This window comes from Leisingera aquaemixtae (genome assembly GCF_006740765.1).
GTDB classification, from domain to species: Bacteria; Pseudomonadota; Alphaproteobacteria; order Rhodobacterales; family Rhodobacteraceae; genus Leisingera; species Leisingera aquaemixtae.
The window spans coordinates 2,171,415-2,184,127 of record NZ_CP041159.1 but is presented as its reverse complement, the minus strand read 5'-3'; the positions used below and the strand labels follow the sequence as shown (position 1 = coordinate 2,184,127).

The 12,713-nt window shown below is 67.5% G+C and carries 9 protein-coding genes; 6 read left to right on the top strand and 3 right to left on the bottom strand.

Annotated features, from left to right (window positions below; genetic code table 11):
- Nucleotides 1–142: 142 nt before the first annotated feature.
- Nucleotides 143–856, top strand: a complete 714-nt coding sequence (locus R2C4_RS12360; RefSeq protein WP_058285986.1) for a trypsin-like serine peptidase — start codon at nt 143–145, stop codon at nt 854–856.
- A 109-nt stretch (nt 857–965) separates the two neighbouring features.
- Here the strand turns inward: R2C4_RS12360 and R2C4_RS12355 are convergent, their stop codons facing one another.
- Together R2C4_RS12355 and carB are read right to left on the bottom strand one after the other, a co-directional pair.
- The gene (locus tag R2C4_RS12355; RefSeq protein WP_141890864.1) at nt 966–1,541 is read right to left on the bottom strand and encodes a cytochrome P460 family protein; all 576 of its coding nucleotides are present in this window, start codon (nt 1,539–1,541) and stop codon (nt 966–968) included.
- Between the two features lie 192 nt (nt 1,542–1,733).
- Nucleotides 1,734–5,090 carry a carbamoyl-phosphate synthase large subunit gene (gene carB / locus R2C4_RS12350; protein WP_141890863.1) on the bottom strand — a complete coding sequence of 1,119 codons (3,357 nt, stop codon included), beginning with the start codon at nt 5,088–5,090 and terminating at the stop codon, nt 1,734–1,736.
- A gap of 199 nt (nt 5,091–5,289) precedes the next feature.
- Here carB and R2C4_RS12345 point away from each other — a divergent pair, with 199 nt between their 5' ends.
- The 5 genes from R2C4_RS12345 (at nt 5,290) to R2C4_RS12325 (ending at nt 12,097) form a co-directional block, all read left to right on the top strand.
- On the top strand, nt 5,290–6,495 hold the full coding sequence (locus R2C4_RS12345) for an aminodeoxychorismate synthase component I (RefSeq protein ID WP_141890862.1): 1,206 nt from the start codon (nt 5,290–5,292) through the stop codon (nt 6,493–6,495).
- The gene (locus R2C4_RS12340) at nt 6,438–7,091 is read left to right on the top strand and encodes an aminotransferase class IV family protein (RefSeq protein WP_141890861.1); all 654 of its coding nucleotides are present in this window, start codon (nt 6,438–6,440) and stop codon (nt 7,089–7,091) included. The genes R2C4_RS12345 and R2C4_RS12340 overlap by 58 nt, the downstream gene beginning before the upstream one ends.
- Before the next feature lie 361 nt (nt 7,092–7,452).
- Nucleotides 7,453–9,237 (top strand): aspartate--tRNA ligase, encoded by a 1,785-nt coding sequence (gene aspS / locus R2C4_RS12335; protein ID WP_141890860.1) that lies wholly within the window; start codon nt 7,453–7,455, stop codon nt 9,235–9,237.
- A 236-nt stretch (nt 9,238–9,473) separates the two neighbouring features.
- Nucleotides 9,474–10,859 carry a DUF1800 domain-containing protein gene (locus R2C4_RS12330; protein ID WP_141890859.1) on the top strand — a complete coding sequence of 462 codons (1,386 nt, stop codon included), beginning with the start codon at nt 9,474–9,476 and terminating at the stop codon, nt 10,857–10,859.
- A 14-nt stretch (nt 10,860–10,873) separates the two neighbouring features.
- Nucleotides 10,874–12,097: a DUF1501 domain-containing protein gene (locus tag R2C4_RS12325; RefSeq protein WP_141890858.1), complete on the top strand. Its 1,224-nt coding sequence runs from the start codon at nt 10,874–10,876 to the stop codon at nt 12,095–12,097.
- Nucleotides 12,098–12,572: 475 nt separating this feature from the next.
- On the opposite strand, the gene R2C4_RS21240 is transcribed toward R2C4_RS12325, so the two are convergent.
- Nucleotides 12,573–12,713: a hypothetical protein gene (locus R2C4_RS21240; RefSeq protein WP_167510255.1), complete on the bottom strand. Its 141-nt coding sequence runs from the start codon at nt 12,711–12,713 to the stop codon at nt 12,573–12,575.

The window sequence follows — 12,713 nt, the reverse complement described above, 5'->3', positions numbered from 1 at the left end:
AGGGATGCACGCGGCGCGTGTCTTAATCTTTTGTTAATCATGTCGCATTCTGCCCATCTTTCTGCCAGCGCGGCACCGCAGCAGGCCCCATTCCAGCCTCAGGACTCACCCACCATGGCGGTGTGGGAAAAAGGAGTTGGTCATGAGACGTTTGCTAGGAATTGCCGCCGCTGTGCTGATGGGGCTGAGTGCCGGAGCCGCCGTCGCGGACGGGCGGCGGGGAGCGGTGCAGTCGGTGCCGGGATGGGAGGCAGTGGGCCGCCTGAACATCGGCGGCCGGGCCATGTGCACCGCCAGCCTGATCGCGCCGGACATGGTGCTGACCGCGGCGCACTGCATGTATGACATCCGCACCGGCCGGGCCGTGGACCCGCGCAGCGTCCAGTTCGAGGCGGGGCTGAACGGCCGCCAGTCGAAGGCGTCGCGCAGGGTGTCCAAGGTGGCTATCCACGCAGGCTACCAGCATGGCCGGACCGGCCAGTTCCAGACCGGCACCGATATTGCAGTGCTGCGGCTGGAGCGCCCAATCAGCGCCGATGTGGTGCGCCCGTTAGCACTGGCCGCCCCGCCGGAGCGGGGCGCGCGCGTCGATGTGATGTCTTATTCTCACAGCAATGCCACCTCGCCGCGGCTGCAAACCGCCTGCCAGGTGCTGGTGGCCCGCCAGATGTCGCTGATTACTACCTGCCGGGTTGACCTTGGCGCCTCCGGCTCGCCGGTGCTGCAATCCCGCCCGGGCCGCGCGCCGCAGCTGGTGTCGGTGATTTCCTCCAAGGCGGAGCTGGGCGGCAAGCGGGTGTCGCTGGCCGCCCCCCTGGGCCACGCGCTGCAAACGCTGATGCGGCAGGCGGGCTGACCGCCGCGCCTGCAAACGCTCCGTTCCTGCTGACTGGCTGAGCCGCAGCACCACACAGCCCCGGCCGGGAGCCGGGGCTGCATTTGTCTGGGGTCAGCCCGCCCCGCGGTCACTGGCTGGTCAGGCGCACGTCCTCCATCGGGTAGGCCAGGCTGTCCTGGGCCGCCCAGTTCAGATGGCAGCCCGCGCAAAAGCTTTGCTGGATCTTCATGTCCTTGCCGTTGGGCATCAGCGCCGCATAGAGCCAATCGCCCGCGTCAGGGGCTTCGCCGGCCTCTAGTTTGGTCATGATGAACAGCGGGCCGGGCACCGCCTTGCCGTCCTTCACGGCAAAGCTCTCCTTGGCCAGAACCGATCCGGCCGGCATCTCAACACCCTCGTTGGCGAACTTCAGATACTGGTCTGCGGCGATACCGTTGGCGAAGGTCTGCAGGAACCGTTCGCCATGCGGCCCGGCCAGGGCGGGCCGGGTCGAAGTCACCTGCCAGGAACGGTATTCTGCCGCGACCGGGTCGCCGTTTGCGGCGTAGCCTTCGGCCATTCTGGCTTCGATGCAGTCGTAAAGCGCGCTGACGGCCTCATCCCCGAGGTCCAGCGGGTCGCCCTCTACCGGGCACTCCTGGGCAAATGCGGCCAAGGGGGCGAGGGCCAGAAGTCCTGCGATGAGTTTCAGACGTGATGTCATGACCTGTCTCCCTGAACTTGTTACTGAGAAGCATGTGGTACCGTTCAGGGTCGCACGGTTCCGGCTTGCGGGGCGGTCACTCCTCTACACGGCTGCGTGACGGCCGGGCCGGTAAGGGCCGCGGGCGCAAAGAAAAAGCCCCGGGCGGTGCCGGGGCTTTCAGAAGTTCAAAAAGTGCGCCGGCGCCGGGGCTTAGCCCTGAAGGCTCTTCACCTCGACGTCCCCTTCGGCCTGCGCCTTGATGGCGCGCGCGGCGGCGTTGGCGCCGGCAGCGGTGGTGAAGTAGGGGATCTTGTCATAAAGCGCGACGGAGCGCATTTCCTTGCTGTCCTCGACCGCCTGGGCGCCCTCGGTGGTGTTCATTAGCAGCTGGACACCGCCGTCCTTCAGCATGTCGACCACGTGCGGGCGGCCCTCATAGACCTTGTTGACCAGCTCGCAGGCGACGCCCTGGTCTTCCAGCCAGCTTTGAGTGCCGCGGGTGGCGACCAGGGTAAAGCCCTGCTCGACCAGGATCTGCGCCGCTTCCAGCATCAGCTTGCCCTTGTCGGCGTCCTTGATCGAGATGAAGGCGCGGCCCTTGGACGGCAGCACCATGCCGGCGCCCATCTGCGCCTTCAGGAAGGCGCGGGCGAAGGAGCGGTCCCAGCCCATGACTTCGCCGGTGGAGCGCATTTCCGGGCCGAGGATGGTGTCGACGCCCGGGAAGCGGGCGAACGGCAGCACCGCTTCCTTGACCGAGAACCAGGGCATGTCCGGGTCCGCCAGCGTCATCGGGTCGGCAATCGGTGTATTTACGTCATAGCCGGCATCCGGGCCATAGGGCGGGCGCAGCGGGAAGTTCGACAGCGGCTCCCCGGCCATCACGCGGGCGGCGATGGAGGCGATGGCGCTGTCGGTGGCCTTGGCGACAAACGGCACGGTGCGGGAGGCGCGCGGGTTCACCTCGATCAGGTAGATCTCATCGTCCTTGATCGCGAACTGCACGTTCATCAGGCCGACCACGTTCAAGGCCAGCGCCAGGGCGTTGGTCTGGACCTTGATCTGGTCGATCATCTCCTTCTCAAGCGAGTAGGGCGGCAGCGAGCAGGCACTGTCGCCGGAGTGCACGCCGGCCTCCTCGATGTGCTGCATGATGCCGGTGACATGCACGTCCTTGCCATCACAAAGGGCATCGACGTCCAGCTCAACCGCGCCGGACAGGTAGCTGTCCAAGAGCACCGGGCTGTCGCCGGAGACCACCACCGCCTCGGCGATGTAGCGCTTGAGCTGGTCCATGTCGCGGACGATTTCCATCGCCCGGCCGCCCAGAACATAGGACGGGCGGATCACCAGCGGGAAGCCGATTTCGCCTGCGATTTCAATCGCCTGTTCGCCGGTGGAGGCGATGCCGTTCTTCGGCTGCTTGAGGCCCAGTTGGTTGACCAGCGCCTGGAAGCGCTCGCGGTCTTCGGCCAGGTCGATGGCGTCGGGGGAGGTGCCCAGGATCGGGATGCCTTCCTCTTCCAGCGCGTTGGCCAGTTTCAGCGGGGTCTGGCCGCCGAACTGCACGATGACGCCATGCAGGGTGCCGTTGTCCTGCTCCACCCGCAGGATTTCCATCACGTGCTCGAACGTCAGCGGTTCGAAATACAGCCGGTCCGAGGTGTCATAGTCGGTCGACACCGTTTCCGGGTTGCAGTTGATCATGATGGTTTCATAGCCCGCGTCGGTCAGCGCAAAGCAGGCGTGGCAGCAGCAGTAGTCGAACTCGATGCCCTGGCCGATCCGGTTGGGGCCGCCGCCGAGGATGACGACTTTCTTCTTGTCCGAGGGGCGCGCCTCGCATTCGACGTCGCCAAAGGCCGGGGCCTCGTAGGTCGAGTACATATAGGGCGTCTGCGCCTCGAACTCGGCGGCGCAGGTGTCGATCCGCTTGAACACGGCGTTGACGCCCAAGCCGCGGCGGGCCTTGCGGACCTCGGCTTCTTTTTTGCCGGTCAGATTGGCCAGGCGGGCGTCAGTAAAGCCCAGCATCTTGAGCGCGCGCAGGCCGGCCGCGTCCGATGGCAGGCCGTTTTCGCGGATCCCGGCCTCGGCCTCGACGATCTCGCGGATGCGGGCCAGGAACCAGGGGTCGAACTTGGTGACCGCGTGGATCTCGTCGTCGCTGAGGCCGTGGCGCATCGCCTGGGCGATGGTGCGCATCCGGTCGGGGGTCTGCTTGCCGATGGCCTTGATCACCGCGGCGGTGTCGCCTGCGGGCTCCCAAGGGCCGGCGCCGACGCCGTCGATCATCACCTCGTCAAAGCCGGTCAGGCCCGATTCCATCGAGGCCAGCGCCTTTTGCAGCGATTCATGGATGGTGCGGCCGATGGCCATTGCCTCGCCCACCGATTTCATCGCGGTGGTCAGGTAGGGTTCGGAGCCGGGGAATTTCTCGAAGGCGAATTTCGGGATCTTGGTGACGACATAGTCGATGGTCGGCTCAAACGATGCGGGCGTCACCTTAGTGATGTCGTTGTCCAGCTCGTCCAGGGTGTAGCCCACCGCCAGCTTGGCCGCGATCTTGGCAATCGGGAAGCCGGTCGCCTTGGAGGCCAGTGCGGAGGAGCGGCTGACCCGCGGGTTCATCTCGATCACCACCATGCGGCCGTCGGCGGGGTTCACAGCCCACTGCACGTTGGAGCCGCCGGTCTCGACGCCGATCTCGCGCAGCACGTTGATCGAGTGGGTGCGCATGATCTGGTATTCTTTGTCCGTCAGCGTCAGCGCGGGCGCAACGGTGATCGAGTCGCCGGTATGGACGCCCATCGGGTCGACGTTTTCGATGGAGCAGACGATGATCGCGTTGTCCGCCTTGTCGCGGACCACTTCCATCTCATACTCTTTCCAGCCCAGAAGGCTCTCGTCGACCAGGATCTGGTTCACCGGCGAGGCATCCATGCCGGAGCGGCAGAAGTGGATGTAGTCGTCGCGGTTGTAGGCGACGCCGCCGCCGGTGCCGCCGAGGGTGAAGGCGGGGCGGATGATCGCGGGCAGGCCGATGTCATCGAGGGCTTCCAGCGCGATGCGGACGCCTTCCTCCAGGTCGGCGGTGCCGTTTTCGCGCTTGGGGGCGGTGACGATGGTGGCGCGCGGGTTCTCGATGCCGAGGCGGTCCATCGCTTCGCGGAACAGCTTGCGGTCCTCGGCCATCTCGATGGCGTCGCGCTTGGCGCCGATCATCTCAACGCCGAATTTCTCCAGCACGCCCATTTCTTCCAGCGCCAGCGAGGTGTTGAGGCCGGTCTGCCCGCCCATGGTGGGCAGCAGCGCGTCGGGGCGCTCTTTCTCGATGATCTTGGCGACAACCTCGGGCGTGATCGGCTCGATATAGGTGGCGTCGGCGAGGCCCGGGTCGGTCATGATGGTGGCCGGGTTGGAGTTTACCAGGATCACCCGGTAGCCTTCTTCGCGCAGCGCCTTGCAGGCCTGGGCGCCGGAGTAGTCAAACTCGCAGGCCTGCCCGATGACGATCGGACCGGCTCCGATGATCATGATCGACTGGATGTCGGTTCTTTTGGGCATGGCCATATTCCTTTGATTGACGTGCGGGCAGCTTTGATTCACAGGCGCTGGCGTGCGCCCAAATTGTTCCGCGTTATAGGGACCGCACCGAAAGGTTCAAGGGGGATCGGAAACGGATTTGAAAATGCCGCATCCACCCCTTTTGTTCGCATAGCGAACAGATATATGTGGAGCTCAAGAGCCCGGGGAGTTGCTTGCGGTGCGGATTCGCTTTGATCAGGGGCCCATGGGGGCCGGCACAGTGTTCAGCCAGCCGCTGCGGGTGATCCGTGCGGACGGGGCGGATGAGGTGCCCGCCGCACTGGCCGCGCTGGATGCGGCGCGGGGTGCCGGGCACTGGCTGGCGGGTTATGCGTCCTATGAGCTGGGCTATGCGCTGGAGCCGAAGCTGGCGGGGAGGATGCCCGCGGGGCGGCGGCTGCCGCTTATCTGCTTTGGGGTTTATGAGGGACCGCTGCAATCTGACACAGAGGGCTGCGCCCGGCCGCAGGCGGAAAGCGAAGCGCCCGCCCGGGGGGGCGGACGGGCGCTGACCGGCGTGCCGCCGGGCGATGCAGGATTGGACGGCATCACGCCCCGCTGGACCTATGAGCGCTATGCTGAAGCCTTCACGCAAGTGAACCGAAACATCGGCAAGGGCGACATCTATCAGGCCAACCTGACCTTCCCGATTGATGCGGATGCCTATGGCACTGCCGAAGAGCTTTATGCCGCCTTGCAGGCCAGGCAGGCGGTGGGCTACGGTGTTCTGGTCGAACAGGACGGCCTGCCGGACCTGCTGTCGCGCTCGCCGGAGCTGTTCTTCCGCACCGGTGCGGACGGCCTGATCGAGACCCGCCCGATGAAAGGCACCCAGCCGCGCAGCGACGACCCGGTGGAGGACGCCCGCCGCCGCGATTTCCTGCGCCAGGATGAGAAGAACCGCGCCGAGAACCTGATGATCGTGGACCTTCTGCGCAACGACATTTCCCGCGTGGCGCAGACAGGATCGGTGCATGTGCCGGAACTGTTTGCGGTGGAAAGCTATGCCACCGTGCATCAGATGGTGTCGCTGGTGCGGGCGAAACTGCGGCCCGATGCGGGGCTTGCGGACATCTTCACGGCGCTGTTTCCCTGCGGCTCGATTACCGGCGCGCCCAAGATCCGCGCGATGGAGATCCTCGCGGATCTGGAACCCTGGGCGCGCGACATCTATTGCGGCACCATCGGCTGGGCGGCGCCCGGCGGCGCGTCGGAGTTCAACGTGGCAATCCGCACGCTGATGCTGGAAGACGGGCGCGCGACGCTCAACGTGGGCGGCGGCGTGGTGTGGGACAGCACTGCCGAGTCGGAATATGAGGAAGCCCTATGGAAAGCCCGGTTCGCCCGCGTGACACCGTCCAGAACGATCCCGCTTTCCGCCTGATCGAGACGCTGGGCTGGCATCCGGGCGCGGGGTTCCGGCACCTGCCGCAGCATCTGGCCCGGATGGGGCGCAGCGCGGCGGTGTTTGGGATTCCCTTCGATCCTGAGCAGGCGGAGGCGGTCCTGGATGAAACCGCAGGCGGGGCGCCGCTGCGCTGCCGCCTGACCTTGGATGCGGACGGGCAGTTGGAACTGACCACGGCCCCTCTGGGATACAGCCCTGCACACTGGCGGCTGAGCATCGCGGACACCCGGCTGGCGGCAGATGACCTCTGGCTGCAGCACAAGACCACCCGCCGCGCGCTCTATGACGCTGCGCGGGCAGCGCTGCCGGAGGGGGTGGACGAGCTCTTGTTCCTGAATGAGCGCGGCGAGGTCTGCGAGGGCACCATCACCAATCTCTTCGTGACCCGCGCAGACGGGCAAAGGGTGACACCGCCGCTGAGCTGCGGCCTGCTGCCGGGTATTTTGCGCCAGACGCTGCTGGAAAGCGGCGAATGCGTGGAGCAGGTGCTGAGGGTGCAGGACCTGCTGGAGGCGAAGGCCATCCACATGGGCAATTCCCTGCGCGGGCTGATCCCGGCGCGGATTGTGTAGCGGGGCGCTCCCGCGGACGCGCGCCGCCCGGCTGGCGCCAGGCGGCGCGTGCCCTTGGGCCCGGCAGCGCGCCTGCGGCTGCCGCGAAACGCCCCCGGCGCCCCGCCGCCGGCGGGGCGCTGGGCCCAACGCTTGCCGCCGGGCCGCGCAGCGGCAGGGTGCGCAAGGGGCGGGAGCCTTTGCGCCAGGGGGCCGAACCGGCAAAAACCGGACGGCAGCCCCTGCGGAATCGGCCCTGTTTGCTTGACAACTGAGCCGCAAACTAGTGTACCACCCCGGACGAATTCCGCGCCGTTTCCGTGCGCAACTCCCGAACGACGGCCCGCCCGGGCACAAGACCGGTATAACGAAAGGTCAACCGATGCACGCTTACCGCAGCCATACCTGCGCCGAACTGAACAAATCCAACGTCGGTGAGACCGTCCGCCTGTCGGGCTGGGTCCACCGCGTCCGCGACCACGGCGGCCTCTTGTTCATTGACCTGCGCGACCATTACGGCGTGACCCAGGTGATGGCCGACCCGGACAGCCCGGTGTTTGCAGAGATCGAGAAGGTCCGCTCCGAATGGTGCATCCGCATCGACGGCGAGGTGAAGGCGCGCGACGAAAGCCTGGTGAACCACAAGATCCCGACCGGCGAGGTTGAGGTCTTCATCCGCGACATCGAGGTGCTGGGCAAATCCGAGGAACTGCCGCTGATGGTGTTCGGCGAGCAGGAATACCCGGAGGAAACCCGCCTGCGCTACCGCTACTTGGACCTGCGCCGCGAAAAGATGCAGCGCAACATGGTGCTGCGCGCCAACATGATCCAGTCGATCCGCAAGCGCATGTGGGACATCGGCTTCAACGAATACCAGACCCCGATCATCACCGCCTCCTCCCCCGAGGGCGCGCGCGACTTCCTGGTGCCCTCGCGCCTGCACCCGGGCAAGTTCTATGCGCTGCCGCAGGCGCCGCAGCAGTTCAAGCAGCTGATGATGGTGTCGGGCTTTGACAAGTATTTCCAGATCGCGCCCTGTTTCCGCGACGAAGACCCGCGCGCCGACCGGTCGCCCGCGGACTTCTACCAGCTCGACATGGAAATGTCGTTTGTCACCCAGCAGGATGTCTTTGACACCATCGCGCCGGTGATGGCGGGCGTGTTCGAGGAGTTCGGCGGCGGCCGCAAGGTCGACCCCGCAAACGAGTGGCCGCAGATTTCCTACAAGGATTCGGCGCTGTGGTATGGCACCGACAAGCCGGACTTGCGCAACCCGATCAAGATGCAGGTGGTCTCCGACCATTTCCGCGGTTCCGGCTTTGCGATCTTCGCCAAGCTGCTGGAACAGGACGGCACCGAGATCCGCGCCATTCCGGCGCCCACCGGCGGCAGCCGCAAGTTCTGCGACCGGATGAATGCCTTTGCCCAGAAAGAGGGCCTGCCGGGCATGGGCTATATCTTCTGGCGCGACGGCGCGGAGGGCATGGAGGCGGCCGGTCCGTTGGCCAAGAACATCGGCCCGGAGCGCACCGAGGCGATCCGCCAGCAGCTGGGCCTGGGCGTCGGCGATGCGGCCTTCTTCCTGGGCGGCAAGCCGAAGACGTTCGAGGGCGTCGCGGGCAAGGCGCGCACCGTCATCGGCGAGGAGCTGGGCCTCATTGACAAGGACCGCTTTGCCTTTGCCTGGATCGTCGACTTCCCGATCTACGAGAAGGACGAGGAAACAGGCAAGATCGACTTTGAGCACAACCCGTTTTCGATGCCGCAGGGCGGCATGGACGCGCTGCTGTCCGATCCGCTGGCCGTCAAGGGCTACCAGTACGACCTCGCCTGCAACGGTTATGAGCTGGTGTCCGGCGCGATCCGGAACCACAAGCCGGAGATCATGTTCAAGGCCTTTGAAATCGCCGGCTACGGCGAGGATGAGGTGAAGAAGCGCTTTGGCGGCATGGTCAACGCCTTCCAGTACGGCGCCCCGCCGCACGGCGGCTGCGCGGCCGGCATCGACCGAATGGTGATGCTGCTGGCCGACGAGGCCAACATCCGCGAGGTCATCATGTTCCCGATGAACCAGCGCGCCGAAGACCTGATGATGGCAGCGCCGTCTGAGCCGATGGCGGAGCAGCTGATGGAGCTGGGCCTGCGGGTGATCCCGCAGGATCAGTGAACGGCGCAGACGTCTTGATGGAGGCCCGGGCAATTGTCCGGGCCTTTTCTTTTGCGGCTCATCTGCGGCGGACCGCTGCCGGAGTTCCGCGCCGGGAAACGGCAGCTTTGCAGAAAGCTGCGGGGCGGGCGACGGAACGCGCGGAAACATGCGTATCATCTGAAATTCGCCTGTGGGGCAGGGCTGCGATGCTCTAACCTGCGGGCAGGCCGGCAGGGCAAGGAGAGAGCAGCGCGATGCAGTTTGACGGAGACTTGGCTGAGATCCGCTTTGGCGCCGGGCTGTCGCCGGCGATTGCGCCGCCGGAGTCGGCGGCAGAGATGCTGAGCCGCCTGCAAGGGCCTGACGAGATGGCGCAGCAGTTCCCGGTCAGCCGGTTTGAAGACGCAGTGACGGGGGCCGCCGCGTTCCGGCGGCTGCGGCGGCAGCGCAGGCAGCTGGACGGCAAGCCCGGCTATGAGGCTGCGGACAAGGCCTACAGGGAGTTCCGCCGCGCGCAGAACCATGCCCGCTACGATTGGCACGGCCAGCGGCTGCTGCGCCATGTCCGCACCCGCGACGGGCTGCGCGAACGGCTGGTGCTGTTCTGGGCCGATCACTTCACGGCACAGGGCAAATCCGGGCCGACGCGGGTGCTGGCCGCGCCTTATGCCGAGAGCGTGATCCGGCCGCATGTCAGCGGCCGTTTCGAGGACATGCTGATCGCCGCTGCCACCAGCCCGCTCATGCTGATGTACCTGGACCAGCACCGCTCTGCCGGGCCGGGCAGCCGGGCCGCCGCGCGGCGCAAACGGCTAAGCGGGCTGAACGAGAACCTGGCCCGGGAAGTGCTGGAGCTGCACACGCTGGGGGTGGACGGGCCTTACAGCCAAGCCGATGTGCGGCAGCTGGCGGAGCTGTTCACCGGCCTCACCGTCTCCAGGGAAGACGCGTTCGTCTTTCACCCCGGCATGGCGGAGCCGGGGCCGGAAACCGTGCTGGGAAACACCTACGGCGGCGGTAAGCCGCAGCTGGAGCAGGTGCTGGGCGCGCTGCGCGATCTGGCCCGCCATCCTGCCACCGCGCAGCATATCGCCCGCAAGCTGGCGGTGCATTTCCTCTCCGACACGCCGGACCCGGCGCTGGTGTCCCATGTGGCGGCCCGGTTTCAGGACAGCGGCGGCGATCTTGTGCAGGTCTATGCGGCGCTGCTGGAGCATCCGGCCGCCTGGGAGCCGCAGCTGCACAACGTGAAGCCGCCGTTTGATTACGTGGCCTCCGCCTGCCGCGCGCTGGCGCTGCCCGAGACGAGGATTGCGGGCCTCAGGCCGGGGCAGCTGAACCGGCTGCTGCTGGCGCCGCTGACCCCGATGGGGCAGCGGTGGGAGTTTTCCGGCGGGCCGGACGGCTGGCCCGAAGACGACGCCGCCTGGGTCACGCCGCAGGCTCTGGCCGCCCGCCTGCGCTGGGCGATGGCGGCCCCGCGGCGGCTGGTGCAGCCGCTGCCCGATCCGCGCGGCTTTGCCGCTGCGGCGCTGGGCGGCTTTGCCAATGAGCGGGTGATGTTTGCCGCCCGCGCCGCCGAAACCGAAGCGGAGGGGGTCGGGCTGATCCTGGCCTCTCCCGCCTTTCAGCGCCGCTAACAGGAGGCCATCCGATGCAGCTGACCCGCCGTTCTCTTCTGGCCCGCTCTGCCTTGCTGGGCTGTTCGCTGGCCGCCAGCCCGCTGGTGACGCCCGTCAGTTTTGCCGCCGCCCCCTGGGACACGCGGCTGGTGGTGATCATCCTGCGCGGCGGCATGGACGCGCTGGATGTGGTGCAGCCCTATGGCGACCCGCAGTTTGCCGGGCTGCGCCGGACCCTGTCGGGCGGGCCAGCTTCCGGGGCTGCCGATCTGGACGGCTTTTACGCTCTGCACCCGGGTCTGGCGCCGCTGCTGCCCTTGTGGCGCAAGGGCGAGCTTGGATTTGTGCATGCGGTGTCCACGCCATACCGCGACCGGCGCAGCCATTTTGACGGCCAGGACCTGCTGGAGGCGGGCACTGCCGGGCTGGGCGCGGCGCGCGACGGCTGGCTGAACCGCCTGCTGCAGCAGACGCCGGGCGCGGACGCGCGCACTGCCTTTGCCATCGGACAGGAGCGGATGCTGCTGCTGGAGGGCGCGGCGCCGGTCTCGCAATGGGCGCCGGGGGCCGGGCTGGCGATGAGCCCGCAGGCGGAGCGGCTGGCGGCGCTCCTGATGGAGGACGACCCGCTGTTTCACGCCGCCCTGAACGACGCGCTGGAGCTGACCCGGCAGGATATGTCCCTGGGTCTTGAAGAGGGCGGCGGCGACGGCAGCGAAGACAGCGGGATGATGGGGATGATGACGGCGCCGAAGGGCGAGGCGCACACTGCCGTTGCTGCCTATGCGGCCGGCCAGCTGCGCGGCGACAGCCGGATTGCGGCGTTCTCGATCAACGGCTGGGACACGCATTACCGCCAGGCGGGCGGGCTGAAGGCGGCGCTGGGGCGGCTGGCGGAGACGGTCCTGGAGCTGCAACGCGGTCTGGGGCCACAGATCTGGGGCAAGACCGCCGTTGCGGCGGTGACGGAGTTTGGGCGCACGGTGCGGGAGAACGGCACCGGCGGCACCGACCACGGCACCGGCGGCGCGATGCTGCTGGCGGGCGGCGCGGTCCGCGGCGGCCGGGTGCTGGGGCGCTGGCCTGGGCTGGCGGAGGCCGATCTTTACGACCGGCGCGACCTGATGCCGACCGCGGATGTGCGCCGCTACCTGGCCTGGCTGCTGCACGGGCTGGCCGGGGCGCAGAAAAGCGGTCTTGAAGGCGGGGTCTTCCCGGGGCTTGCGATGGAAGAGGATCCGGGGCTGCTGCTGTAGGGCGCCGCAACCCGGCAGAGCGTCAGCGTGCAGACCAGCCGGGCGCCTCCCGCCCGCTCAGATCATTCGGGGAATGACCTGAGCCGTTGGGCCCGGCACCGCCTGCCGGCGGTGCCGGGCCCAAGGCCGCCAAGCGGTGCGGCCCTGGCCGCGCAGCTGCGGGCGCGGGAGAGGACCGTAGCGGGGGGGAGCGGACGGGCCGCAGCATAGGGTCTGGCAGGGTGAGGCCAGCTGGCGATGCGGCTGCAGCCGAAGACGGGCGCGGCAGACGGGGGCGGCACTGGGGGCGGTGGCGGCTGCTGGCAAGGAAAGCGCGCGGCGGCAGCTCATGACGCGCCTGGGCTGGCTGTTGCTGGAAGATAGCAGCCGGCGGGCCGCCAGGGACAGCGGCGGGCGGGAGAAGCGCCTGCGGCCGGCCTGGCTCATGCCGGGCGGCGTCGGCTGCACCGGGACAGCCCGGCGGGCAGGGGCTGCGTCAGCGGTTCGGGCGGGTGAGAACCATCGGGCGTCTGTCTGCGCTGCCGCGGCTGCGGCGGATCGCGCGCGCCTCCAGCCGGGTCTGGCCGTAGAGCACGATGACAAGCGTGGCGAGGGCGATGAGAAACGCTTCTGCCAT